We start from the raw sequence: 22,683 nt of genomic DNA, 5'->3' as shown, positions 1-22,683 counted from the left end.
TTCTCTTTCTCTCTCAACGAAGAAAATCGAGCAGGGCCCGGTTGAACGCCTCGGGCTGCTCCAGGTTGCTCAGGTGGCCGGCGCGCTCGATGCGCGCGTGCGCCACGCCAGGGATGCGCGCCAGCAGCTGGCGCGTGACCGGCTCGGGGTACACGCGGTCCTGGTCCGAGGTGATCACCAGCGTGGGGCAGGCGATCTGCTCCAGGCGGTCGCCCCGGTCCTGCCGCGTCGAGGCGACCAGCACCGCCAGGTAGTTCTTCAGGCGGATGCGCTGCATCGCCTCGGCCGCGGTGCGCACCGCCTCGGGCGCGGCGCCGGGCGCGCACATGGCGCGGGCCTGGTCCATACCGAAACTGGCCGGCACCTGCCCATCTTGAAACGCCGCCGATCGGTCGGCAATGAAGCGCTCCACCTCGTCCGCCCCCATCGCGTCAAAACCTGGGCTGCTGTTGGCCAGCACCAGCGAGACCACGCGCTCGGGATGGCGCAGCGCCAGCGAGCGCGCCACGCGGCTGCCCATGGACAGGCCCACCAGGTGCGCGCGCGGCACCTGGAAATGGTCCAGCACCGCCAGCAGGTCGGCGCCAAAGTCGCGGTGAAAGTCCAGCGCGCCGTCAATGTCGCCGCTGCCACCATAGCCGCGCAAGTCCACGCTGGCGGCGGTGAAGCCCTGCTGCGCCAGCGCCTCGATCTGCGCTCGCCAGCTGTGGCGGTCGCCGCCCATGCCGTGCACCATGAGCACCAGCGGCCCCTGGCCGGCCACGCTCACCGCCAGGTGCGGCGAAGGCGGCATGCGCGCCACGGTGATCGTCTGCAAGTCCATGGCCCGGCTCAGCCCCGCGCCGGCAGCGCCAGCGCGTCGATCAGCACAAAAGCCACCGAGGCCGGCGCCGCCGTGCGGTTGCTCCAGCCGTGGCTGGTGCCGCGCTGCACCAGCACGTCGCCGGCCTTCAGCAGCGTCTCGCCCTCGTCCATCACCGCCCAGATCTCGCCCGAGAGCACGATGGCGTAGTCCACCGACGCGGTGGTGTGCATGCCCACCGTGTTGCCCTTGCGGGTGGCAGACCCGGCCAGGTCGTGGCCCATCGCGGCGAAGGCCGCGTGCTCGTCCCAGCCGTTCATGTAGCCCGCGTCGGGCGGGAACTGCACCACGCGGAACACGCTGCCGCCGGCGGGCGGGGCCAGCGTCACGTCTGCGCAGGGCTCGGCGGCGTCGCTGTTGTCGGCGGGGGTGCGAAAGGTCTTCCAGAGGTCCGTCACCACCGGGCCGGTGGCGGTCGTCCTCAACACGAACGGCGAAGCGCCGTCCTGCACGATCACCGAGCGGCCTGCCGCGTCGTGACCCGTTACCACACGGCGCACCGCGCCGTGGTTGTCTGTAGCCATGGTCTGTCTCCTTGAGCCGCGATGGTAGGGACCGCGCCGGATATGCGATACATGAAAATCGGCATGGCAGTTCAACGATAAACGTTGAACATGAATCTGGCGACTCCCTCCCGAATTCCAACTTGATAGAGGCAGACAGGAGCGCGAAATGAGGCGTCAACACGGTGCTTTTCCGGCGCTACTCGCCGACACCTCCCGCCTAGACTTTTGTATCCGGGGGCTTGCCCATGAGCCCGCGGCGCGCAAGAAAATCCATCAAGCATCCCTCCCGGAAACGCCCAATGACCCCAACAAAAGCAACTGCAACCCTCTTGCTGTGCCTGCCGGCGATGGCCGCCCAGGCCGAAGGCTGGACTTCCTCGGTCGGCTACCAGCACCTCACCAGCAAGTCCACACTGAGCACCAACCCCAGCGACAGCTCTTTCGACGCCATCTCCCTGTCGCTCAGCAAGAAGCTCGACGACCGCACCTTTCTGGGTGGCAGCCTGTCGTACAACAAAGGGGACACCACCGTGCCCGTCATCAGCGGCACCACCGACCACGCAGCGACCTCGGGGGCGGTGTTCGTCGTCCGCGACCTGGGCTCGGGTTTCCTGGCGGACGCCTCTTTGGGCTACGGCACCTTGCGCATCGACGGCAACTACCTCAACGCGGCCACGCCCACGTTTTTCAAGGTCAGCCCCGACTTCTGGATGGCGGGCGCGGGCATCACCCACGTCAGGCCCCTGACCCCCACCCTGGTGGCGTCCGTCAGCGCACGGGTCAACCACTCCATCAGCAAAGGCAGCGCCCACACGGACAGCTCGGGCACGCCGTACACCAGCACCAAGACACAGCGCACCGGCGTTTCCCTGGGCGGCGGACTGACGTGGCTCCTGGGCGCCTGGACGCCTTCGGTGAACGTGCAGTACCAGCACTCGAACAGAAACATCCTTGCGGGTGTGTCGGACCAGGAGTACATCTCCTACAACCTCGGCCTCAGCTACGCGCTGTCCACGAAGCACACGCTCAGCTTCGGCTATGCCGGCGCGGCCGAAAAGAAATTCAGCAGGGAAAAAGCACTCTCGGCCACGCTGAGCAGCCGATTCTGAACACGGGAAGGACCCTCACATGAAACACCCACACACCCTCATCCGCCGCACGCTCCTCGCCGTGCTGGCCTCCGGCCTCTTCGGAGCCGTCGCCCCCGGCCAGGCCGCAGGCCTGTGCTACGACCCCATCTCGCACGGCATGGTCAGTTGCCCGGGCGCGTCCCCTGTGCCTGCGCAGATTGTTCAGGACGTCGTCAACAACGTGACCCAGCAGGTCATCAACCAGGCCCCCCCGGCCTCGCCCCCGACACCCACCTATCTCCCTCCGTCGCCGAGCCTCACCAGCAGCTGCACGCAACCGGCCAGCTACTACCAGGAGCGCTATGCGTCCTGCATGAGCACGGACAGCCGCGGCGCCGCCTACTGCGTCGAGTGGTCGGGTTGCCCCAGCAAAGTGAGCCAGTAAGCCAGCGAGCCGGGCCACACGGCACCGGTCACTGGTGCGGCAGTTCAACGACAATCGTTGAACCCCAACCCAGCCCCAAGAGAGTGCCGTGGACCTGAAACTGGTGGACTGTTTTCTGCGCGTGGTCGAAGCCGGCAGCATCAACAAGGCCGCGCTCGACATGGAGATCACCCAGCCCGCGCTCTCGCGCCGGCTCAACGCGCTCGAGCACGACCTGGGCATCCAGCTGCTGGTGCGCGAAGCGCGCGGCGTGAAGCTGACCGAAGCCGGCACCCTGCTCTACAACGGCGCGCGCCCCCTGCTGCGGCAAGCCGAGCTGCTGCGCGACGAGCTCGGGCGCGAGGCGCGCACGCAAGTCTCCATCGGCCTGCCGTTCTCCATGCACCGGCTCATCACCGCGCCGTTTGCTGCGGCCGAGATCCAGCAGCGCTCCGCCGTGTCGCTGCGCATCTACGAAGGCTTCATCCACCACCTGCGCGAGTGGCAGCACCAGGGCCTGGTGGACGTGGCCATCATGGACTTCGAGGAAGGCAGCTCACCGCTGCACGACCAGACCCCGCTGGTGCGCGAGCCCCTGCTGCTGGTGGGCCCGGTGGAAGCCGGCCTGCACCCCGACCGCCCCGCCAGCGCCGAGAAGCTGGGCGCGTGCAAGCTCATCCTGCCGGGGCGGCCCAACCTCGTGCGCAAGAGCGTGGACGCCTACCTGAAACGCCACGGCCAGAAGTTTCGCCGCGCGGCCGACGCGGAAACGCTGCAGCTCTGCCTGTCGCTCGTGAAAGACGGGCTGGGCTACACCGTGATGCCCTACTGCGCGATGCACGACTTCCCGCAGATGAGCGAACTCAGCGCCACGCCCATCAAGGGCCTGACCATCACCTGGTCGCTCTACGTGAGCCAGGCGCGCCGCCACAGCGCGGGCGTGCGCTCCACCGCGCAGAGCCTGCAGCGCATGATGCTGGGCTTGGTGGAGCGCGGCGAGTGGCCACTGGCGCAGGCGGTGGCGCCGAGCCCCGCCAGCGCGGCCACCCGCCGCGGCTGAGCGCGCGGCCTACGGGGCCGGCGGCTGCGCCGAAGGCAGGCCCTGCCGCACCAGCAGCTCCGGGCTGCTACCGCTGATGCTGCTGTCCAGACACACGAACTCGTCGCACGCCGCCACGAACGCGGGCGAAGCGCCGTGCTGCCCGAAGCCGTGGACCAGGAGCCCGCGTTCGCGAACGCGGCCCGCGAGGCCGGCGAAATCGCTGTTGCAAGACGCGATGCAGATGCCGTCCACCCGGCCACGGTGCAACCGCTCCATCACGTCCATGACGAGCGCGGCGCAGCTCGCGCTCTTGCCCTGCGGGCAGTGGAACTGCTGCATCGGCCAGATGCCCAGCGGATGCAACCATGGCTTCCAGGGGAGCAGGAAGTCGGTGGTCCAGTCGCCATACGCGCGGCACTCGGTGATGCGGCCACGCTGGTTCACCAGCCGCATGAGCGGCTCGGCGTGCCGGCCGCTCAGGTTCTCGGCGTCGATGTAGACGGCCAGGCGCGGGCGGCGAGGGCGACGACGGTGGAGAGGGTGCTGGGAGAGATGAGACGAAGAAATGCGGGGATGTTGCATGTGCCTTCCCTATCAGGTGGGTGATACCACCGCCCCCTTTGTGAGGGGGCGGTGGCCCGAACGGGTTGGCATACCGGGACAAGTAAACAAGACCGGCGAGCCTTGCGGCTCCCCATCCGGGCCACCAAAAATGGTGAACACAGACGGAGATAGCCGCAGCGCGTGAGCGTTGCAGCTATCCGATGTTTACTTGTTTTCAGGATGCCAATCCCGGTCGTACTTTCGATGTACAACGCCAAGAGTATAGGGGGAGGGATGTAAGGCGAGCGCGCGCAAAGCTTGACGAATATTCGTCTTGATTCGTTGTAGCTTGCTCAGCGTCGCCTCGCCACCTCAACTCCCCGAGATGGACAGGGAAGGGTCGTCGCCACACGGCGAATGCGCCAAGCAAAACACTGGCGGCAAGATGATGCACAACTTGGATGCTCGTGGACGCCAAGTCGGTGCGATTAGTTCAAGTCAAAATAAACTTTCGACGAACCAAATTACTAATTCAGCAAATATTTACGATGTCTGAACTCCCTTGCTTATTGCGGCCCACAACGGAGTTGCCAATTTAATGTTCTCCTCATACCCTTCATTATCAGATTTCTTTATAAACCCCACAAGCAAGGCAGTTTGCCCGTTTTTTAGTGAACCGAACAGTATTCGGATTGCTCCCCCTGCGTGCGCTCCCATTCGCAACTCTCGCATCCCATCGGCATCTTTCAAAGTTTTAAACAGCGGCTCTCCACCGCCAAATCCCCGATCATGAGCGAGTTTCAATTTTTTTCGCACAATACGTGAGTTTTCTTGCAGAAGCGCTGCACACCAATCCTGGAAATTGGCTGACAGAACACAGTTTGGAAGTAGTTCTGTCAAAGATTTTTCAGGTTCTTCGGCGTACAGAAGCTCGGCGACAGATTGCCCCGATTCTGCATCACATACCGAATAAATTCCGTATGGCTTTGCATCTCCTTCATCTGCTTGATAAACAGCAAACTGAAGTTCATGCCGCCCCCACAACTCTGCTGTTTTAACGCCAAACAGAATTCCATCAATTTCCGCTGCAATAGCAAGAAAATCAATACTGCGCTCAAACCCTTGCTCAACGAAATAATAAACTCGATTCGCAATCTCATACACGATCTCGTCCGACAATTCCTCAATAGCATTCGCCTTATCTTCAAGCTCAAAGAGTAGGGCAGCAATATCATGGCGCTTTGCATTTTGAAGATGCTCTACAAAGTCTGCCACCGTATACCCATCAGATATTCGTCGATTCAACAGCGAATCCGATCCATCAAAATACAATGCAGCTGCATCGCCTTCTCTGGGAATACGCGCAAGCCCTATAAGTGCATTCTCCAATTGCAAATAAACAGCGTCATTGGTTGATTCCGCAAAACTAAGTGAATTCCAAACAAAATTGTGCTTCATGCCTATTTTGCAAGCTGTATCTTATTTTTAAGCGCTTGATCAAAGAATCCGCTAGGCCAGTGCGATAACTTCCCTCCTTCAGTTAGTTTGGGCGTGTCGAGTACAGAGAGCCCTTCCTCAGATCGAGATAGATAGTTAAACGCAATAGACTTATGTGCATTTTCTCGAGCTTTTACCTCAAGGCGTACGCCATCCATTACGTGCTCACTTTGCGTCTCAACAACGATCTGCAAGCCGGCAAATCCACCTTTTGCAATCAACCGCCCAACCGCAGTTTGAGCAGATGGATGCAAGTGCGCCTCGGGATTTTCAAGAATTAACAACATCCCCCGTCTTTCACGCGCATTCGCCCATTCCTCTTCCCAACCACCACCTGATCCACCAACCCTTTTTTGAGTGGCGGCGCCAAGTATCGCAGCAATGATAGGCAAAGAATAACTCAACCCAAATCCAGCATTTGTTGCCCTGTACGAATTGAATTTGAAATGACTAGAGTCGGTTTTCGCATCAACAGAAAAAAACAATTCAGTTCCCGGGGCAATCTCTGACAGCCAAGCAGCCACTTCAAAGTCCAATGTATTTCCTTGGGAGGCAGGATGATGCAGTGCATCCGGCACAATGCAATCCCGCAAAGCCTCCAAGAAGCCAGCAACATGCTCCCCGTACTCGCCAATCATCGGAAACTTCTTGTACCCCTCCGCTAGCGGCAATGTGACTCTTGGCCCCAAACGTTCCGCCGATAGGAACATCGTAAGCGGTGCAATACTAGCTGGAGCGTAATGAGCCGGATACAGCTCAAGTGAATCAATACTTCCATCGGCAAACTCAGCTTCAATCGATATCGCTGAGGTAGGGAGAACAAATTTTGACCTTATCTCTTCAAATGAACCATGCCCTGCTAGCACCGGATCAAGGCCTTCCGCACTGTTGCAATACATTCGCAAGGCCTGAAGAACCGTGCTTTTTCCACTGTTATTCAGTCCACAGAGTAAAGTCACGGAACTCATCGGAATAACTTCCGATGCAAAAGACTTCAATCCTGAGATGTGCAAAGAATTAATCATTGGTATCCAAGTATTGATTCACAAGACTTCTTAGGTTTTTGTATCGCTCGCGCACACCAAAAGTAGACGATGAATCCCTACTAATTGCTCGATCAAAATCGTCACTGGTAAGAATTTTTTTATATTTATCCAACACTTGATCTCGGTTTAACAAAAGACTTCTGTATTCTGAGTCTTTCAAGTCCGCAAAAATGGTGGTCCACGCCTCGAACAACGCCTTATTCACTGGGGTACGCCGCTGTCCGCTAGTGCCTTTTCGAAAGGCGAAATCCTTAAAAAACTCAAGACAACGCCTCATCGCCAAGTCAAAGGAGTCTTCGATTTTTTTGAGATTGCGATAGCGAAGTCTTGGAACTATTTCACCTTTAAATATCTTAGCGAGATCCTCATCGGTAATCTCAGGCATGCAATTTATTGCGCGCATGGCATTACTCAAAAAACTATCCATGTCACCGGTAAATGCATCGGGATCAAATACATAGAATGCCAAAAATCTCAACACCAACTCGCGCCCCGCCATGCGACTATCATCAACAGATCTATCTACGCCTTCTTGAAAACTCGTCGACTCTACGAGATTTTGCAACAACTGTGTCGCCGGGCCTTGATAAAGTGCGTGTCGAATTTCCTGAAGTGTTAAGGGCATGCCACCCGTATTAATCCGCTTAAATATATTTCTCTTAACTTCTTCAGGAGTTCCCGGGTTGATAACCGTGAATCTCATTTCAGTTTCAAGGATGTTATTGATGATGCGACTATTTTCATGAGCACCTTCAATTTCTTTGAAAGATTTTTTATTAAAGCGATCCCCCCAGAATTCCAATTCAATGAGAGAAAAGGCCTTTGCTTCGGGCATATCTTTCTCACCGCCCAAGATAAAATCTCGGATGGTTGTCAGTCGCTGCAAACCATCAACTACGTCCCAGGTGCCATCTGGGTTAGCCGCCACATAGAACATTGGCAATGGAATTCGGAGCATCAGCGATTCGATTAGACGGCTTTGACGGACATCATCCCAAACATACTGTCGCTGAAAGGATGGAGCCAATCGAATGGATCGCTGGCGAAGGCGTCTCAAAAGGGTGTCCATTGGGACAACTCTAGGCTCTATGGAAATCGAGGCTGGATCAAACGGCTCTGCACTCGTGCCGTAAGCCTCTATCTCGACACCTGCCGGGGTTCCGGTAGCACCGAGTTCTTCTGGGAAAAGAGCCAACGTTTCAGGCTGAACCATCGCAATAGACCAATAGTGATATGTATGGCGGACAGTGTACGGGCTGCCGTGCCAATGAATGTCACTCTGGTTTCGCCACCATGGGCAAGAGCGACTGCTACGGAGAGACCAGACTACCACTCAAACGGCGGTCAGTACTGCTAAGTGGGCCCTATGCAGAAAAACCGACAGTACACGGGACAACCGACAGCCCCCTGCAAATCCTCTTTCCACATCGGCTGACCTACCGACAATTCCGCTTCCACCCTTAAATCCCCCACCTCCCGCGCCGCGCAAATCCCCGCGCCGCACCCCAACAAAAACAACCACTTAAACACGCTCCCCAGGGTATTCCCGGACATGGAGCGGGCTGGCGCACGACTTGCAAATCAGCGCGTCGCCCCCCGCCCCTAACAAGCACCGGAGACAACCCGTCATGGAAACCTTCTACGAGGTCATGCGCCGCAAAGGCATTTCGCGCCGCAGCTTTCTCAAATACTGCTCGCTCACGGCCACCTCGCTGGGGTTGGCGCCATCCTTTGTGCCGCAGATCGCGCACGCCATGGAAAACAAGCCGCGCACACCGGTGCTGTGGCTGCACGGGTTGGAATGCACCTGCTGCACCGAGAGCTTCATCCGCAGCGCCCACCCGCTGGCCAAGGACGTGGTGCTCTCCATGATCTCGCTGGACTACGACGACACGCTCATGGCCGCCGCCGGCCACCAGGCCGAGGCGATCCTCGAAGAGATCATGACGAAGTACAAGGGCCAGTACATCCTGGCCGTGGAAGGCAACCCGCCGCTGAACGAAGACGGCATGTTCTGCATCCAGTCGGGCAAGCCTTTCGTTGAAAAGCTCAAGCACGTGGCGAAGGACGCCAAGGCCATCATCGCCTGGGGTTCGTGCGCTTCCTGGGGCTGCGTGCAGGCGGCCAAGCCGAACCCGACGCAGGCCACGCCGATCCACAAGGTGATCACCGACAAGCCCATCATCAAGGTGCCGGGCTGCCCGCCCATCCCCGAGGTGATGACGGGCGTGATCACCTACATGCTCACCTTCGACCGCGTGCCCGAGCTGGACCGCCAGGGCCGCCCGAAGATGTTCTACAGCCAGCGCATCCACGACAAGTGCTACCGCCGCCCGCACTTCGACGCGGGCCAGTTCGTGGAGGCGTGGGACGACGAGTCCGCGCGCAAGGGCTATTGCCTCTACAAGGTGGGCTGCAAGGGCCCCACCACCTACAACGCCTGCTCCACCGTGCAGTGGAACGAGGGCACGAGCTTCCCCATCAAGGCGGGCCACGGCTGCATCGGCTGCTCGGAAGACGGCTTCTGGGACAAGGGTTCGTTCTACGACCGCCTGACCGACATCCACGCCTTCGGCATCGAGGCCAACGCCGACCAGATCGGCGCCACCGCCGCCGGCGTGGTGGGCGCGGCCGTGGCGGCGCATGCCGCCATCTCGGTGGCCAAGCGCGCCCGCGACACCCGCAAGACCGACGCACCCGCCAGCCACTGACACCCCACAACCAGAACGAAGAGGAACACAAGATGGGTGCTTACGAAACTCAAGGCTTCCGCATGGACAACACGGGCCGGCGCATCGTCGTCGACCCGGTGACGCGCATCGAAGGCCACATGCGCTGCGAGGTGAACCTCGACAGCAACAACGTGATCCGCAACGCGGTCTCCACCGGCACCATGTGGCGCGGGCTGGAAGTCATCTTGAAAGGCCGCGACCCGCGCGACGCCTGGGCGTTCGTGGAACGCATCTGCGGCGTGTGCACGGGCTGCCACGCGCTCACCTCGGTGCGCGCGGTGGAAGACGCGCTGGGCATCAAGATTCCGCTGAACGCCCACCTGATCCGCGAGATGATGGCCAAGACGCTGCAGGTGCACGACCACGCGGTGCACTTCTACCACCTGCACGCGCTGGACTGGGTGGACGTGGTCTCGTGCCTGAAGGCGGACCCGAAGAAGACCAGCGAGCTGCAGCACATCGTGTCGCCCTCGCACCCGCTGTCGTCGCCGGGCTACTTCCGCGACGTGCAGAACCGGCTCAAGAAGTTCGTGGAGAGCGGCCAGCTCGGCCCCTTCGCGAACGGCTACTGGGGCTCCAAGGCCTATGTGCTGCCGCCCGAGGCCAACCTGATGGCGGTCACCCACTACCTGGAGGCGCTGGACCTGCAGAAGGAATGGGTGAAGGTGCACACCATCTTCGGCGGCAAGAACCCGCACCCCAACTACCTGGTGGGCGGCGTGCCCTGCGCGATCAACATCGACGGCAACGGCGCGGCCGGCGCCCCGATCAACATGGAGCGGCTGAATTTCGTGCAGGCCCGCATCCAGGAGATGATCGATTTCAACAACAACGTCTACATCCCGGACGTGCTGGCCATCGGCACCATCTACAAGCAGGCCGGCTGGCTGTACGGCGGCGGCCTCTCGGCCACCAACGTGGCGGACTACGGCACGTATGAGAAGGTGCCTTACGACCACAGCACGCACCAGCTGCCCGGCGGCGTGATCCTCAACGGCGACTGGAACAAGATCCACGAGATCGACCCGCGCGACCCCGAGCAGGTGCAGGAGTTCGTGACACACAGCTGGTACAAGTACGGCGACGAGACCAAGGGCCTGCACCCCTGGGACGGCGTGACCGAGGCCAACTACACGCCCGAGGGCCCGAACTTCAAGGGCACGCGCACCAAGATCGAGAACCTCGACGAGTCGGCCAAGTACTCGTGGATCAAGTCGCCGCGCTGGCGCGGCCACGCGGTGGAGGTGGGCCCGCTCTCGCGCTACATCCTGGGCTATGCGCACGCCACGCAGGGCAACAAGTTCTGCCAGCGCGTGAAGCAGCAGGTGGACGAGGCCGCGGTGGCGATCAACAGCGCCATCCCGAAGGCGCTGGGCATGCCCGAAACCAAGTACAGCGCCAAGCAGCTGCTGCCCACCACCATCGGCCGCACCCTGGCGCGCGCACTGGAAAGCCAGTACGCCGCCGAGATGATGATGGACGACTTCAAGCAGCTGGTCGGCAACATCAAGGCCGGCGACACCAGCACGGCCAACATCGAGAAGTGGGACCCGAGCACCTGGCCGAAGGAGGCCAAGGGTGTGGGCACGGTGGCCGCGCCGCGCGGCATGCTGGGCCACTGGATCCGCATCAAGGACGGCAAGATCGAGAACTACCAGTGCGTGGTGCCCACCACCTGGAACGGTTCGCCGCGCGACCACAAGGGCCAGATCGGCGCCTTCGAGGCCTCGCTGATGAACACGCCCATGGTCAACCCCGAGCAGCCGCTGGAGATCCTGCGCACGCTGCACAGCTTCGACCCCTGCCTGGCCTGCTCCACCCACGTGATGAGCGAAGACGGCCAGGAGATGAGCCGCGTCACGGTTCGCTGAACGCCCCCACAAGAACGAGGAGATCCCCCATGACATTCAAGAGCAACACCGCGCGCGGCCTGATCGCCGCCACCTTGCTGGCCGGCGCGGCCGGCGCCGCGCAGGCCCACACGGGCCACGGCACCAGCAGCCTGTTCGAGGGCCTGGTGCACCCCTTCGGGCCCGACCACCTGCTGGCCATGGTGGCCGTGGGCGTGTGGTCGGTCTCGGCGCTGCCGGCTTCCAGGGCCTGGCAGGGCCCGGCCACCTTCCTGCTGGCGCTCATCGTCAGCGCCACGCTGGGCATGCTCGGCTTCACGGTGCCTTACCTTGAACACGGCGTGTCGCTTTCGGTGGTGCTGTTCGGCGGCATGCTGCTGCTCGCGCGCCGCGCCACGGTGCCGCCGGCCATCGGCCTGGGGCTGATCGCCGCCGCCGCTTCGCTGCACGGCCTGGCGCACGGTTCCGAAACACCCGAGAGCGGTTTCGCCGGTTACGCGGTGGGCTTTCTGTTCACCACCGCGCTGCTGCACGTGGGCGGCGTGGGCATCGGCCTGGGCATCCGGCGCTGGCTGGCCGAGCGCAGCGGCTGGGCGCTGGGCGGCCTGGGCGCGCTGCTGAGCGCGGCCGGCCTGTACCTCTTCGGCCAGCTCGCGGCCTGACGCGGCAGCACCCTCTTTCAAGGAGGTCACCATGTCCACCCCATCCTCCACGGCGCACGCCAACGCGGACGCGCTCGAACTGCAGCAGGGCCAGACGATCCGCTCGGTCTATGTGTACGAGGTGCCGGTGCGCCTCTGGCACTGGATCAACGCGCTGTCGATCACCGTGCTGTGCGTCACCGGCTACTTCATCGGCCAGCCGCTGCCCACCATGCCGGGCGAGGCCAGCGCGAACTACCTCATGGGCTACATCCGCTTCGCCCACTTCGCGGCGGGCTACATCATGGCCGTGGGCCTGGTGGCGCGCGCCTACTGGGCGCTGGTGGGCAACCACCACGCCAAGGAGCTGTTCTGGGTGCCGTTGTTCCAGAAGGCCTACTGGCGCGAGGTGTTCAACATGCTGCGCTGGTACCTGTTCCTGATCCCCAAGCCCAACCAGTACGTGGGCCACAACCCGCTGGCGCGGTTTGCGATGTTCGCCTTCTACCTGATGCTGTCGATCTTCATGATCGTCACCGGCTTCGCGCTGTACAGCGAGGGCTCGCAGGCCGGCTCGTGGCAAGACCACCTGTTCGGCTGGGTGATCCCGCTCATGGGCCAGAGCCAGGACGTGCACACCTGGCACCGCCTGGGCATGTGGGGCATCGTGACCTTCGTGCTGCTGCACATCTACGCGGCCATTCGCGAAGACATCATGGGCCGCCAGAGCATCGTGAGCACGATGATCTCCGGCCACCGCACGTTCAAGGAATGAGCGTGAAACGCGCAGCAGTTGCCTTCAAGCTCGCCCCGGCCCTGCCGCCGGTGGGCGTGCCGCTGCGCGTGCCCACGCACCCGGGGCGGCTGCTGGCGCGCACCTGCCTGCGCCCGCTCTCGCTCAACCAGAGCGAGGCCGCGCGGCTGCTGGGTTTGTCGCGCCGGCGGCTGCACGAGCTGGTGCATGGCCAGCGCGCCATGTCGCCCGACACCGCCATCCGCTGCGCGCGCGTCTTCCGCGTGGACGCGGCCTTCTGGCTCGCGCAGCAGGCCGCCTGGGACAGCTTCCACGCCTGGAAGCGCCTGCGCGCGGCCGCCCTTCTTTCTTCCACCTGATTTTTGTGAGCCTGTCCGCCATGAGCCTCACCTCGCCTGAAAACGCCTGTCACCCCAGCGGTGACACCCCGCTCTCCATCTGCGTGCTGGGCATCGGCAACCTGCTGTGGGCCGACGAAGGCTTCGGTGTGCGCTGCGTGGAAGCGCTGCAGCAGCGCCACGAGTTCGCGCCCCACGTGTCGCTGGTGGACGGCGGCACGCAAGGCCTGTACCTCATCCAGCACGTGCAGGCGGCCGACTGCCTGCTGATCTTCGACGCGATCGACTACGGCCTGGCCCCCGGCACGCTGAAGCTGGTGCGCGACGACGAAGTGCCGCGCTTCCTGGGCGCGAAGAAGATGAGCCTGCACCAGACCGGCTTCCAGGAAGTGCTCTCGCTCGCCCAGCTCACCGGCCAGTACCCGGCCCAGGTGCTGCTGATCGGCTGCCAGCCGCAGGAGCTGGAGGACTACGGCGGCAGCCTGCGCCCGGTGGTGAAGGCCGCGATGGACGAAGCCCTGGCGCTGGCCGTGGCCGAGATCGCGCGCTGGGGCGGTGAGCCCGCGCCCCGCCGCGAGCCGCTGAGCGGGCGCGAGACCGTGACGATGGACGAGCTCGCGCTCGCCGCCTACGAGACGCAGCGCCCCGCGCCCGACGCGGCCTGCCGCGAAGGCGACGAGCGCTTCTTTCCGAAAGAGACGGCCTGACATGTGCATCGGCATGCCCATGCAGGTCACGGCCATCGAGCCCGGCCACGCGCTGTGCGAAGGGCGCGGCGAGCGCCGCCGCGTGACCACCGCGCTGGTGGGCGACGTGGCGCCGGGCGACTGGCTGCTGGTGTTCCTGGGCGACGCGCGCGAGCGCATCGACGCCGAGCGCGCCAGCGAAGTGAACGCCGCACTCGACCTCGTGCTGGGCGCCATGCAGGGCCAGGGCGCGGGCGGCGAGGCCGGCTTCGAGCTGCCTTCGCGCATGAGCGCCGAGCAATTGCGCCAGCTCGCCAACGGTTGAATTCCATTCTTCAGGAGACTTTGTCATGACCACCGAGACCGCTTTCCGCCCGCTGGCCGTCACCCCGCCCAGCACCGACCCCGCCGCGCCGCTGGTGATGCGCCTGGTGCGCGAGTTCGGCGCCGCCCTCGTCGACGAGACCAGCGTGGCCGACTGGGCCGCCCAGCCCGGCGACCGCGTGCTGCTGCTGGCCGGCGACGCCGTGCGCTTCCCCGAAGGCCAGGACGTGGCTGCCGTGCTGCCCGAGCTCATGAAGGTGTTTGCCGGCCGCTTCGCGGTGGCCGCCGTGCCACGCGAGAGCGAAGACGCGGTGGCGCGCCGCTACGGCTCGCAGCGCTGGCCCTCGCTGCTGTTCTTCCGCGGCGGGCAATACGTCACCGCCATCGCCGGCATGCAGGACTGGGACGTGTACCTGCAAGGCGTGGACGCCGCGCTGCGCATGCCGCCTTCGCGCCCGCCCACCATCGGCATTCCCGTCGTGAGCAAGACGGCGGCTTCTTCTTCCAGCGACGCCGGCGGCTGCCACTGAACCCAAGGACACCCCATGAAAGACTTTCCCATTCCGCTCGTGGCCCTGGGCCCTGGCACGCAACCCGAAGACGAGTCGCTCGACTACCTGCCCCTGCCCAAGGACATGAGCACCTACCGCCCGCCGGTGCTGCCCGAGCCCGAGGAACTGGTGGGGCTGGACCAGGCGCGCGCCGCGCTGCAGCAGGTGCTGACCTTGCTGGAGCAGGGCGCCGAGGGCGGTGCCCCGGGCCTGGTGCCGCTGCGCCAGCTCTCGCCGCGCGACTTCCGCATCATCAACCAGGTGCTGGGCGAGGGCGAGGCCAGCGCCATCGTGCAGCTGGGCGCGGGCAACCTCGAAGTGCGCGTGCAGGAGTCGGTGTTCGCCGGCGTCTGGCGCCTCATGACCTGGCGCCACGAGGAAGGCCGCGACGCCGAGCTGGTGGACGACGCGATCGAGGTCGGCCCGGTGCCCTCGCTGTTCGCCGCCACCGCCGCCGAAGACGTGTGGGCCAGCCCGCCGCAGTGGAACGGCCTGCTGCCGCCGAATGTGCAGAACGCACCGCTGCTGGTGGATGAGATCCGCGACCAGGTGGCGCGCTGGCAACCCGGCCAGGTTTCGCACGTGGTCAACCTCACGCTGCTGCCCGTCACGCCCGAAGACATCGGCTTCCTGGACCATCAGCTCGGCACCGGCCGCGTGCTCATGCTCTCGCGCGGGTACGGCAACTGCCGCATCTCCAACACGCGGCTGCCGAACTGCTGGCGCGTGGTGTACTACAACTCCATGGACAAGGTGATCCTCAACACGGTGGAGGTGGTGGACATGCCCGAGGTGGCGATGGCCGCGCCCGAAGACCTGCGCGATTCGCACGAGCGCCTGGGCGAGGTCATGGCCTGGCTGGAGGCCACATGAGCGGCGAGCATTTCGAGGGTTTCGAGGGCTCCTACCTCGGCAACCGCGAGGTGCTGCGCCCGGGCTCGCGCCTGGAGTGCAAGATCTGCTGGTGGGTCTACGACCCCGCCGTGGGCGACCCTCAGTGGCAGATCGCCGCCGGCACGCCCTTCGCCGACCTGCCGTCGCACTGGCGCTGCCCGAACTGTGATTGCGAGCCCGATCAGTTTTTGTTGTTGCCATGATGAACCGCGTGCAAGCCCTCGAAGACTTCTACCGGCATGTGCAGGCCGAGCGCATGCAGGGCGTTCCGCTGCTCAATGCCGCGCTGTGCGTGGAAGCGGTGGGCTTCGAGTGGGCGAGGACCGGTGACGAAGACCCCGTGGCCGAAGGCGTGCTCATCACACCCTGGTTCATGAGCCTGGTGCGCCTGCCCGCGCAAGCGCTGCCGCACGGCGGCCAGGTGGGCCGCAGCTTCGTGCGCGATTTCGGCAGCGAGCGCTTCGACTTCATCGGCGCGCACGACCCCGCCATCGGTTACCACGAGACCTGCGCGCTGTTCTCGCCCATGGGCGAGTTCGGCACCCAGGCCCTGGCGCGCGAGACCGCGCGCGAAGCGCTGGCGCTCACCCGGCCCGCGCCGCCGGCGGCACCCCCGCCGATGCCCGCGCGCCGCGCTTTCTTTCTGGGAGGCCGGGCATGAACGGCATGGCCCCCGCCGGCCTGCAGGACCTGGCCGGCAGCCTGCGCATGCGCCCCGGCGCACCGCCGCCGCTGGGCCTGATGAACACGCGGCAGGACTGGGCCGCGCGCATGGGCCACGGCGTGCCGGTGGCGCGCCTGCCCGGGCTCATGGGCAGCCTGTTCAACCTCTGCAGCCACGCGCACCGCCTGTGCAGCCAGCTTGCCATCGAGGCCGCCGCACCCGGCCTGCTGCCGGCGTCGCCCGGCGTGGCCGAGCTGCTGCGGCGCGAGACCGCGATGGAGCACGTGCGCCGCATCGGCCTGGACTGGCCGCGCCTGCTGGCCGCCAACCCCGCCGAGCGCGGCGCCTGCGCGGCCAGCGCGCTGGCCGCGCTGCGCCACTGGCCCGCGCCCACGCAGACCGCGCCCGACCCCTGGCCGGCGCTGCGCGACTGGTTGCAGCACACCCTGCTGCACCTGCCGCCGGCCGACTGGCTCGCGGCCTGGCAGGCCGGTGGCCCCGACTGGCTGCACACCTGGAGCCGCCGCCAGCGCGACCACTGGCTGCCCGCGCTGGTGGCCGGCGCGTGCAGCAGCGCCGACGGCGTGGCACCGCTCTCGCCGGCCGGCGCGCTGCGCCCGCACGCGGAGCCGCCCGGCCTGTGCATGCTGGGCGCCACGCTCGCGCTCAAGCCGGCCTTCGCCCTGCGCCCGCAATGGAACGGCGCCTGCGCCCACACCGGCCCCTGGACACGCCTGGCCGGCGTGGCCGACGACGCCCCGCTCTCGCCCTGGGCGCTGCTGGGCAGCCGCCTGGCCGAGCTGGCGCGCCTGGCGCTCGACGGCGGCGACAGCTGGCTGGACTGGGGCGCCCTGGCCACCGGCCCGCGGCGCGGCCTGGCCTGGGTGGAGATGGCGCGCGGCCTGCTGGTGCACCAGGTCGAGGTGGACCCGGACTCGCAGCGCGTGCTGGCCTGCCGCGTGGTCGCGCCCACCGAATGGAACTTCCACCCGCAAGGCGAGGTGGGCCAGCGCCTGGCCCGGCTCGACCCGGACCTGCCCGAGGCCGCGCTCGCGCGGCGCGTGCACCTGCTGGTGGCCGCCTTCGACCCCTGCGTGCCCTTCGCCATCGAGCACCTCGCGCGCGCCCAGGAGCTCGACCATGCATGAAGCCAGTCTGGCCGGTGGTGTGCTCCAGCTGGTGGAAGACACGGCCGCGCGCGAAGGCTTTCAGCGCCTGCTGGCGCTGCGGCTCGAAGCCGGCCAGCTCGCCGGCGTGGACGTGCGCGCGCTGCGCTTTGCGCTCGAAGCCCTGGCCCCCGGCACGCTGCTCGAAGGCGCGGCGATCGAGATCGAAGAACCCCCGGGCCAGGCCTGGTGCCTGGGCTGTTCGCAGACCGTGGCCCTGGCCCAGCGCGGCGACGCCTGCCCGGCTTGCGGCAGTTTCCATTTGCAGCCGACCGGTGGCGCTGAATTGCGCGTGCTGGACATGCAGGTGGCCGATGATTGAACCCCCACGAAAACAGGAGACCGACCATGTGTGTCGTATGTGGATGCAGCGAGCACGACGCCGCCGTGGCGCCGGCCGCGCTGCAGGTGAACCCCGCGAATGGCGACCTGCACTTCGGTGCCGGCGCCGCGCGCGTCTCGGTGCCCGGCATGAGCCAGGCGCGCGCCATCAAGCTGGAGACCGACATCCTCGGTGCCAACAACCGCGTGGCCGCGCACAACCGCGCGCACTTCCACGCGCACGGCGTGACCGCGCTCAACCTGGTCTCCAGCCCGGGCTCGGGCAAGACCACGCTGCTGTGCGCCACCATCGAGAAGCTCAAGGCGCGCACGCCCGGCCTGCACGTGGCGGTGATCGAGGGCGACCAGCAGACCAGCTTCGACGCCGACCGCATCCGCGCCACCGGCGCGCCAGCGATCCAGGTCAACACCGGCAAGGGCTGCCACCTCGACGCGCCCATGGTGGCCGAGGCCTTCGCGCGGCTGCACTCGCACCACGGTGATCACCATGACCACGATCACCACCATCACCACCACGACGAACACAGCCTGCTGTTCATCGAGAACGTGGGCAACCTGGTGTGCCCCGCCGTGTGGGACCTGGGCGAAGCCGCCAAGGTGGCCATCCTCTCAGTGACCGAGGGCGAGGACAAGCCGCTGAAGTACCCCGACATGTTCGCCGCCGCCTCGTTGATGGTGCTCAACAAGACCGACCTGCTGCCCCACGTGCGCTTCGACGTGGCGCGCTGCATCGAGCTCGCGCGGCGCGTGAACCCCGGCATCGAGGTGATCCAGCTCAGCGCCACCACCGGCGACGGCATGGACGCCTGGCTGCACTGGCTGGACCACCAGATGCACCACGACCACGATCACCACGTCCACGCATGATGGCCACCACCCCCGTGCTCGCCTGCGGCGCCTGGCTGAAGAACGCCGCGTGCCTGCTCGACGCGCAGGGCCGGGCCCACTGGACGGCGGTGCACGGCGACCTGAGCGACCCCGCCGCCTGCGCCGCGCTCGAAGCCTCGGCCCGCGCGCTGCTGCAACAGCACGGGCCGGTGGCCGCGGTGGCGCACGACCTGCACCCGGATTTCTTCAGCAGCCGACTGGCGATGGACCTCGCCGAATCGCTGGGCGTGCCCGCTGTCGGTGTGCAGCACCACCACGCGCACATCGCGGCCGTGGTGGCCGAGCACGGCATCGAAGGCCCGGTGATCGGCCTCGCGCTCGACGGCGTGGGCCTGGGCGATGACGGCCAGGCCTGGGGCGGCGAACTGCTGCGGGTGGACGGCGCGGATGGCCAGCGCCTGGGCCACCTGCACCCGCTGGCCCTGCCCGGCGGCGACCGCGCCGCGCGCGAGCCCTGGCGCATGGCCGCCAGCGCCCTGCACGCGCTGGGCCGGGGCGCGGAGATCGTGCCGCGCTTCGCCCCCGTGGTGGGCGAGGCCACGGCCAGCGGTGTGCAGCAGATGCTGGCGCGCGGGCTGAACTGCCCACCCACCAGCAGCGCCGGGCGCTGGTTCGACGCCGCCGCCGCCGCACTGGGCCTGAGCGTGCGCCAGACCGAGGAAGCCGAGGCCGCCATCGCGCTCGAAGCCGCCGCCGCGCGCTGGCTCGGTTTGCACCCGGCGCAGCCGCCCCTGCCCGCCTCGCTGGTGGACCTGCTCACCGACACCCTGCCCGACGGCCAGCGCCGGCTCGACCTGCGCGGCCTGTTCGCCGCGCTGCTCGACGTGCGCACCGACCGCGTGGACGAGGCGGCGGCGGGTTTTCACATCGCGCTGGCCGATGCGCTGGCGCACTGGGCCACGCGCGCCGCGCGCGACCACGGCAGCACCACCGTGTGCCTGGGCGGCGGCTGCTTCTTCAACCGCCTGCTGCGCGAGCGCGTGACCGAGCGCCTGCGCAGCGCCGGCCTCGGCGTGCACCGGCCCGGCCCGCACGGCTGTGGCGACGCCGGGCTGGCCCTGGGCCAGGCCTGGGCGGCCGCGCGCCAGCTCGAATCTCTCGCTTCCGTTCAGACAACGCCCCACGAAAAGGAAACCGAACCATGTGCCTAGCCATCCCCGCGCGGCTGGTGGAGCTGCGGCCACACGACCAGGCGGTGGTCGATCTCGGTGGCATCCGCAAGGAGATCTCCATCGCCCTGGTGGCCGACGTGAAGGTCGGCGACTACGTGATCGTGCACGTGGGCCACGCCATCGGCACCATCGACCCCGAAGAGGCGGAGCGCACGCTGGCGCTGTTCGCCGAGATGGCCCGTTTGAACGAGGAGGCCACACCATGAAATACATCGACGAATTCCGCGACGGTGAGTTGGCGAAGCAGATCGGCGCGCGCATCGCCGCCGAAGCCCACCCCGACCGAACCTACAGCTTCATGGAATTCTGCGGCGGCCACACGCACGCGATCTCGCGCTACGGCGTGATGGAGCTGCTGCCGCCCAACGTGAAGATGGTGCACGGCCCGGGCTGCCCGGTCTGCGTGCTGCCCATCGGCCGCATCGACCAGGCGATCGGCCTGGCGCTCGCGCAGGGCGCCATCGTCTGCACCTACGGCGACACCATGCGCGTGCCGGCGTCGGAAAGCCTCTCGCTGATCCGCGCCAAGGCGCGCGGTGGCGACATCCGCATGGTGTATTCGGCCGCCGATGCACTGGCCCTGGCGCGCCAGAACCCGCAGCGCGAGGTGGTGTTCTTCGCCATCGGCTTCGAGACCACCACGCCGCCGACCGCGCTCACCATCCAGCTCGCGCAGCGCGAAGGCCTCACCAATTTCAGCGTGCTGTGCTGCCACGTGCTCACGCCTTCGGCCATCACGCACATCCTGGAATCGCCCGAGGTGCGCGAGTACGGCACCGTGCCCATCGACGGTTTCGTGGGCCCGGCGCACGTGAGCATCGTGATCGGCGCCGGCCCCTACGAGCACTTCGCCGAGGAGTACCGCAAGCCGGTGGTGATCGCCGGTTTCGAGCCGCTGGACGTGATGCAGGCCATCCTGATGCTGGTGCGCCAGGTCAACGAAGGCCGCGCCCACGTGGAGAACCAGTTCAAGCGCGCCGTCACCAGCGAAGGCAACCTCAAGGCGCAGGCGCTGGTGTCGGAGGTGTTCGAGCTGCGGCCCAGCTTCGAGTGGCGCGGCCTGGGCGAGGTGCCCTACAGCGCGCTGAAGATCCGCGAGGCGTATGCCGAATTCGACGCCGAGCGCCGCTTCGCGCTGACCTACCGCCCGGTGGCCGACAACAAGGCCTGCGAGTGCGGTGCGATCCTGCGAGGCGTGAAGAAGCCGACCGACTGCAAGATCTTCGGCACCGTGTGCACGCCCGAAAACCCGGTGGGTTCATGCATGGTGTCCAGCGAAGGTGCCTGCGCCGCGCACTACGCCTACGGGCGCTTCCGCGACATCCCCATCGCCACCGCCGCCATCGAGGAGGCCACGCCATGAGAACCGACACCGACCAGGCCGCCAGCGGCGAGGCGCCCGCGCCGCGCCCGGTGAAGAAGAACTACACGCGCCCGCTCGACATCAAGCACGGCCGCGTGGACATGGGCCACGGCGCGGGCGGCAAGGCCGCCGCGCAGCTGATCGAAGAGCTGTTTCTCGCCGCCTTCGACAACCCCTGGCTGCGCCAGGGCGACGACGGCGCGGTGCTGCCCCTGCCCGCGCTCGACCCCGGCCAGGGCCGGCTGGTGGTCGCCACCGACGCCCACGTGGTCTCGCCGCTGTTCTTCCCCGGCGGCGACGTGGGCTGCCTCTCGGTGCACGGCACGGTGAACGACGTGGCCATGTCCGGCGCCACACCGCTGTGGCTGAGCGCGAGCTTCATCCTGGAAGAAGGCTTCCCGCTGATCGAGCTGCAGCGCGTGGTGCGCTCCATGGCACAGGCCGCGCGGGAGGCCGGTGTGCCCATCGTCACCGGCGACACCAAGGTGGTGGAAAAAGGCAAGGGCGACGGCGTGTTCATCAGCACCACCGGCATCGGCGTGGTGCCGCCGGGCGTGGACATCAGCGGGCGCAACGCGCGCGAAGGCGACGTGCTGCTGCTCTCCGGCACGATTGGCGACCACGGCGTGGCCGTGCTCTCGCAGCGCGAATCGCTGGCCTTCGAGACCACCATCGAGAGCGACACCGCCGCCTTGCACACGCTGGTGGCGGCCATGCTCGCGGCCGCGCCGGGCGCGGTGCGCGTGCTGCGCGACCCCACGCGCGGCGGCCTGGCCACCACGCTCAACGAGATCGCGCGCCAGTCCGGCGTGGGCATGCTGCTGCAGGAGGCCGCCATCCCGGTGCGGCCGCAGGTGGACGCGGCCTGCGAGCTGCTCGGGCTGGACCCGCTCTACGTGGCCAACGAAGGCAAGCTGGTCGCGGTGTGCGCGCCCGAGGCGGCCGAGGCCGTGCTCGCGGCCATGCGCGCCCACCCGCTGGGCACAGACGCCGCGCGCATCGGCACGGTGACGGCCGACCCGCACCACTTCGTGCAGATGGCCACGCGTTTCGGCGGCCGGCGCGTGGTCGATTGGCTCAGCGGCGAACAGCTGCCGCGGATCTGCTGAGGTCGCCATGCCCGCCACCGTGTTCCAGAAAACCGCGCGCGGCCGCGCCGAGATCGTGCAGCGCTCGGACCGTGTGCCGGCGGCCATGCGCTCGGTGCTCATCATGGTGAACGGCAGCGACACCGTGGCCAGCATGGCCGAGCGCGGCCTGCCCCAGGTGCGTGAGCAACTGCAGGCCTTGCTCGCGCTGGGTTTGATCGAGCCCGTGCCCCAGCCGGC

The 22,683-nt window shown here is 66.0% G+C and carries 27 protein-coding genes and 1 pseudogene; 22 read left to right on the top strand and 6 right to left on the bottom strand.

The features are described from left to right. Window positions 1-13 precede the first annotated feature (13 nt). Together AC07ZS_RS22785 and AC07ZS_RS22780 are read right to left on the bottom strand one after the other, a co-directional pair. On the bottom strand, window positions 14-823 hold the full coding sequence (locus AC07ZS_RS22785) for an alpha/beta fold hydrolase (protein ID WP_494800807.1): 810 nt from the start codon (window positions 821-823) through the stop codon (window positions 14-16). A gap of 8 nt (window positions 824-831) precedes the next feature. After that, the gene (locus tag AC07ZS_RS22780) at window positions 832-1,386 is read right to left on the bottom strand and encodes a cupin domain-containing protein (RefSeq protein WP_494800806.1); all 555 of its coding nucleotides are present in this window, start codon (window positions 1,384-1,386) and stop codon (window positions 832-834) included. 281 nt (window positions 1,387-1,667) lie between these two features. On the opposite strand from AC07ZS_RS22780, the gene AC07ZS_RS22775 reads away from it, so the two are divergent. From AC07ZS_RS22775 to AC07ZS_RS22765, 3 genes are all read left to right on the top strand, one after another. Continuing rightward, entirely contained in the window at window positions 1,668-2,477 is an 810-nt protein-coding gene (locus tag AC07ZS_RS22775; RefSeq protein ID WP_494800805.1) for an autotransporter outer membrane beta-barrel domain-containing protein, read from the top strand. Between the two features lie 19 nt (window positions 2,478-2,496). Further along, the gene (locus tag AC07ZS_RS22770; protein ID WP_494800804.1) at window positions 2,497-2,883 is read left to right on the top strand and encodes a hypothetical protein; all 387 of its coding nucleotides are present in this window, start codon (window positions 2,497-2,499) and stop codon (window positions 2,881-2,883) included. 88 nt (window positions 2,884-2,971) lie between these two features. Continuing rightward, entirely contained in the window at window positions 2,972-3,922 is a 951-nt protein-coding gene (locus AC07ZS_RS22765) for a LysR family transcriptional regulator (protein WP_494800803.1), read from the top strand. A 9-nt stretch (window positions 3,923-3,931) separates the two neighbouring features. Here AC07ZS_RS22765 and AC07ZS_RS22760 read toward each other — a convergent pair whose 3' ends face one another. The 4 genes from AC07ZS_RS22760 to AC07ZS_RS22745 all read right to left on the bottom strand — a co-directional run bounded on the left by AC07ZS_RS22760 (window position 3,932) and on the right by AC07ZS_RS22745 (window position 8,203). Next, on the bottom strand, window positions 3,932-4,486 hold the full coding sequence (locus AC07ZS_RS22760) for an NYN domain-containing protein (RefSeq protein ID WP_494800802.1): 555 nt from the start codon (window positions 4,484-4,486) through the stop codon (window positions 3,932-3,934). Between the two features lie 504 nt (window positions 4,487-4,990). After that, entirely contained in the window at window positions 4,991-5,905 is a 915-nt protein-coding gene (locus AC07ZS_RS22755) for a type II toxin-antitoxin system RelE/ParE family toxin (protein ID WP_494800801.1), read from the bottom strand. A 2-nt stretch (window positions 5,906-5,907) separates the two neighbouring features. Then, window positions 5,908-6,969 carry an AAA family ATPase gene (locus AC07ZS_RS22750; RefSeq protein WP_494800800.1) on the bottom strand — a complete coding sequence of 354 codons (1,062 nt, stop codon included), beginning with the start codon at window positions 6,967-6,969 and terminating at the stop codon, window positions 5,908-5,910. Then, a complete protein-coding gene (locus AC07ZS_RS22745) occupies window positions 6,962-8,203 on the bottom strand; it encodes a GmrSD restriction endonuclease domain-containing protein (RefSeq protein ID WP_494800799.1) in 1,242 nt (413 codons plus the stop codon). The genes AC07ZS_RS22750 and AC07ZS_RS22745 overlap by 8 nt, the downstream gene beginning before the upstream one ends. 415 nt (window positions 8,204-8,618) lie before the next feature. On the opposite strand from AC07ZS_RS22745, the gene AC07ZS_RS22740 reads away from it, so the two are divergent. The 19 genes and pseudogenes from AC07ZS_RS22740 to AC07ZS_RS22650 form a co-directional block, all read left to right on the top strand. After that, the gene (locus tag AC07ZS_RS22740; RefSeq protein ID WP_291111419.1) at window positions 8,619-9,701 is read left to right on the top strand and encodes a hydrogenase small subunit; all 1,083 of its coding nucleotides are present in this window, start codon (window positions 8,619-8,621) and stop codon (window positions 9,699-9,701) included. A gap of 32 nt (window positions 9,702-9,733) precedes the next feature. Next, the gene (locus AC07ZS_RS22735; RefSeq protein WP_494800798.1) at window positions 9,734-11,593 is read left to right on the top strand and encodes a nickel-dependent hydrogenase large subunit; all 1,860 of its coding nucleotides are present in this window, start codon (window positions 9,734-9,736) and stop codon (window positions 11,591-11,593) included. Between the two features lie 29 nt (window positions 11,594-11,622). Continuing rightward, window positions 11,623-12,234, top strand: a complete 612-nt coding sequence (locus AC07ZS_RS22730; protein ID WP_494800797.1) for a HupE/UreJ family protein — start codon at window positions 11,623-11,625, stop codon at window positions 12,232-12,234. A gap of 31 nt (window positions 12,235-12,265) precedes the next feature. Further along, the gene (cybH, locus tag AC07ZS_RS22725) at window positions 12,266-12,988 is read left to right on the top strand and encodes a Ni/Fe-hydrogenase, b-type cytochrome subunit (RefSeq protein ID WP_494800796.1); all 723 of its coding nucleotides are present in this window, start codon (window positions 12,266-12,268) and stop codon (window positions 12,986-12,988) included. Between the two features lie 2 nt (window positions 12,989-12,990). Next, window positions 12,991-13,326 (top strand): HigA family addiction module antitoxin, encoded by a 336-nt coding sequence (locus AC07ZS_RS22720; RefSeq protein WP_494800795.1) that lies wholly within the window; start codon window positions 12,991-12,993, stop codon window positions 13,324-13,326. A 20-nt stretch (window positions 13,327-13,346) separates the two neighbouring features. After that, on the top strand, window positions 13,347-14,012 hold the full coding sequence (locus AC07ZS_RS22715) for a HyaD/HybD family hydrogenase maturation endopeptidase (protein WP_494800821.1): 666 nt from the start codon (window positions 13,347-13,349) through the stop codon (window positions 14,010-14,012). A 1-nt stretch (window position 14,013) separates the two neighbouring features. After that, window positions 14,014-14,316 (top strand): HypC/HybG/HupF family hydrogenase formation chaperone, encoded by a 303-nt coding sequence (locus AC07ZS_RS22710; protein WP_494800794.1) that lies wholly within the window; start codon window positions 14,014-14,016, stop codon window positions 14,314-14,316. 25 nt (window positions 14,317-14,341) lie between these two features. Then, window positions 14,342-14,845, top strand: coding sequence for a thioredoxin domain-containing protein (locus tag AC07ZS_RS22705; protein ID WP_382322553.1), 504 nt, complete (start codon window positions 14,342-14,344; stop codon window positions 14,843-14,845). A gap of 15 nt (window positions 14,846-14,860) precedes the next feature. Then, complete coding sequence (locus AC07ZS_RS22700) at window positions 14,861-15,739, top strand: hydrogenase expression/formation protein (RefSeq protein WP_494800793.1); 879 nt, start codon at window positions 14,861-14,863, stop codon at window positions 15,737-15,739. After that, the gene (locus tag AC07ZS_RS22695) at window positions 15,736-15,963 is read left to right on the top strand and encodes a rubredoxin (RefSeq protein WP_494800792.1); all 228 of its coding nucleotides are present in this window, start codon (window positions 15,736-15,738) and stop codon (window positions 15,961-15,963) included. Before AC07ZS_RS22700 ends, AC07ZS_RS22695 begins: the two co-directional genes overlap by 4 nt. Before the next feature lie 8 nt (window positions 15,964-15,971). Then, window positions 15,972-16,421 (top strand): [NiFe]-hydrogenase assembly chaperone HybE, encoded by a 450-nt coding sequence (gene hybE / locus AC07ZS_RS22690; RefSeq protein WP_494800791.1) that lies wholly within the window; start codon window positions 15,972-15,974, stop codon window positions 16,419-16,421. After that, on the top strand, window positions 16,418-17,572 hold the full coding sequence (locus AC07ZS_RS22685) for a hypothetical protein (RefSeq protein ID WP_494800790.1): 1,155 nt from the start codon (window positions 16,418-16,420) through the stop codon (window positions 17,570-17,572). The genes hybE and AC07ZS_RS22685 overlap by 4 nt, the downstream gene beginning before the upstream one ends. Then, on the top strand, window positions 17,565-17,912 hold the full coding sequence (locus tag AC07ZS_RS22680; protein ID WP_382322558.1) for a hydrogenase maturation nickel metallochaperone HypA/HybF: 348 nt from the start codon (window positions 17,565-17,567) through the stop codon (window positions 17,910-17,912). The genes AC07ZS_RS22685 and AC07ZS_RS22680 overlap by 8 nt, the downstream gene beginning before the upstream one ends. 26 nt (window positions 17,913-17,938) lie before the next feature. Continuing rightward, window positions 17,939-18,799 carry a hydrogenase nickel incorporation protein HypB gene (gene hypB / locus AC07ZS_RS22675; protein WP_494800789.1) on the top strand — a complete coding sequence of 287 codons (861 nt, stop codon included), beginning with the start codon at window positions 17,939-17,941 and terminating at the stop codon, window positions 18,797-18,799. Beyond that, window positions 18,796-19,971, top strand: a complete 1,176-nt coding sequence (locus AC07ZS_RS22670) for a Kae1-like domain-containing protein (RefSeq protein ID WP_494800788.1) — start codon at window positions 18,796-18,798, stop codon at window positions 19,969-19,971. Before hypB ends, AC07ZS_RS22670 begins: the two co-directional genes overlap by 4 nt. After that, the gene (locus AC07ZS_RS22665) at window positions 19,962-20,198 is read left to right on the top strand and encodes a HypC/HybG/HupF family hydrogenase formation chaperone (RefSeq protein ID WP_494800787.1); all 237 of its coding nucleotides are present in this window, start codon (window positions 19,962-19,964) and stop codon (window positions 20,196-20,198) included. Before AC07ZS_RS22670 ends, AC07ZS_RS22665 begins: the two co-directional genes overlap by 10 nt. Beyond that, on the top strand, window positions 20,195-21,355 hold the full coding sequence (hypD, locus tag AC07ZS_RS22660) for a hydrogenase formation protein HypD (protein WP_494800786.1): 1,161 nt from the start codon (window positions 20,195-20,197) through the stop codon (window positions 21,353-21,355). The genes AC07ZS_RS22665 and hypD overlap by 4 nt, the downstream gene beginning before the upstream one ends. Then, a complete protein-coding gene (gene hypE / locus AC07ZS_RS22655; protein ID WP_494800785.1) occupies window positions 21,352-22,464 on the top strand; it encodes a hydrogenase expression/formation protein HypE in 1,113 nt (370 codons plus the stop codon). Before hypD ends, hypE begins: the two co-directional genes overlap by 4 nt. 7 nt (window positions 22,465-22,471) lie before the next feature. Further along, a pseudogene (locus AC07ZS_RS22650) lies at window positions 22,472-22,683 on the top strand (hypothetical protein); the annotation flags it as partial.

This window comes from Hydrogenophaga sp. GW456-12-10-14-TSB4, from assembly GCF_059424305.1.
Note: the sequence above shows the minus strand (reverse complement) of the source record. Positions and strands in the feature narration are given on the sequence as shown.

Bases quoted from the DNA above. Each gene is read 5' to 3' on its own strand.
- AC07ZS_RS22770 (WP_494800804.1), top strand. From the start codon at position 2,497: ATGAAACACCCACACACCCTCATCCGCCGCACGCTCCTCGCCGTGCTG.
- hypE (WP_494800785.1), top strand. From the start codon at position 21,352: ATGAGAACCGACACCGACCAGGCCGCCAGCGGCGAGGCGCCCGCGCCG.
- AC07ZS_RS22695 (WP_494800792.1), top strand. From the start codon at position 15,736: ATGAGCGGCGAGCATTTCGAGGGTTTCGAGGGCTCCTACCTCGGCAAC.
- AC07ZS_RS22680 (WP_382322558.1), top strand. From the start codon at position 17,565: ATGCATGAAGCCAGTCTGGCCGGTGGTGTGCTCCAGCTGGTGGAAGAC.
- AC07ZS_RS22685 (WP_494800790.1), top strand. From the start codon at position 16,418: ATGAACGGCATGGCCCCCGCCGGCCTGCAGGACCTGGCCGGCAGCCTG.
- AC07ZS_RS22775 (WP_494800805.1), top strand. From the start codon at position 1,668: ATGACCCCAACAAAAGCAACTGCAACCCTCTTGCTGTGCCTGCCGGCG.
- AC07ZS_RS22665 (WP_494800787.1), top strand. From the start codon at position 19,962: ATGTGCCTAGCCATCCCCGCGCGGCTGGTGGAGCTGCGGCCACACGAC.
- AC07ZS_RS22710 (WP_494800794.1), top strand. From the start codon at position 14,014: ATGTGCATCGGCATGCCCATGCAGGTCACGGCCATCGAGCCCGGCCAC.
- AC07ZS_RS22755 (WP_494800801.1), bottom strand. From the start codon at position 5,905: ATGAAGCACAATTTTGTTTGGAATTCACTTAGTTTTGCGGAATCAACC.
- AC07ZS_RS22705 (WP_382322553.1), top strand. From the start codon at position 14,342: ATGACCACCGAGACCGCTTTCCGCCCGCTGGCCGTCACCCCGCCCAGC.
- AC07ZS_RS22700 (WP_494800793.1), top strand. From the start codon at position 14,861: ATGAAAGACTTTCCCATTCCGCTCGTGGCCCTGGGCCCTGGCACGCAA.
- AC07ZS_RS22780 (WP_494800806.1), bottom strand. From the start codon at position 1,386: ATGGCTACAGACAACCACGGCGCGGTGCGCCGTGTGGTAACGGGTCAC.
- AC07ZS_RS22760 (WP_494800802.1), bottom strand. From the start codon at position 4,486: ATGCAACATCCCCGCATTTCTTCGTCTCATCTCTCCCAGCACCCTCTC.
- hypB (WP_494800789.1), top strand. From the start codon at position 17,939: ATGTGTGTCGTATGTGGATGCAGCGAGCACGACGCCGCCGTGGCGCCG.
- AC07ZS_RS22715 (WP_494800821.1), top strand. From the start codon at position 13,347: ATGAGCCTCACCTCGCCTGAAAACGCCTGTCACCCCAGCGGTGACACC.
- AC07ZS_RS22735 (WP_494800798.1), top strand. From the start codon at position 9,734: ATGGGTGCTTACGAAACTCAAGGCTTCCGCATGGACAACACGGGCCGG.
- AC07ZS_RS22730 (WP_494800797.1), top strand. From the start codon at position 11,623: ATGACATTCAAGAGCAACACCGCGCGCGGCCTGATCGCCGCCACCTTG.
- AC07ZS_RS22740 (WP_291111419.1), top strand. From the start codon at position 8,619: ATGGAAACCTTCTACGAGGTCATGCGCCGCAAAGGCATTTCGCGCCGC.
- cybH (WP_494800796.1), top strand. From the start codon at position 12,266: ATGTCCACCCCATCCTCCACGGCGCACGCCAACGCGGACGCGCTCGAA.
- hypD (WP_494800786.1), top strand. From the start codon at position 20,195: ATGAAATACATCGACGAATTCCGCGACGGTGAGTTGGCGAAGCAGATC.
- AC07ZS_RS22670 (WP_494800788.1), top strand. From the start codon at position 18,796: ATGATGGCCACCACCCCCGTGCTCGCCTGCGGCGCCTGGCTGAAGAAC.
- AC07ZS_RS22785 (WP_494800807.1), bottom strand. From the start codon at position 823: ATGGACTTGCAGACGATCACCGTGGCGCGCATGCCGCCTTCGCCGCAC.
- AC07ZS_RS22750 (WP_494800800.1), bottom strand. From the start codon at position 6,969: ATGATTAATTCTTTGCACATCTCAGGATTGAAGTCTTTTGCATCGGAA.
- AC07ZS_RS22745 (WP_494800799.1), bottom strand. From the start codon at position 8,203: ATGGTTCAGCCTGAAACGTTGGCTCTTTTCCCAGAAGAACTCGGTGCT.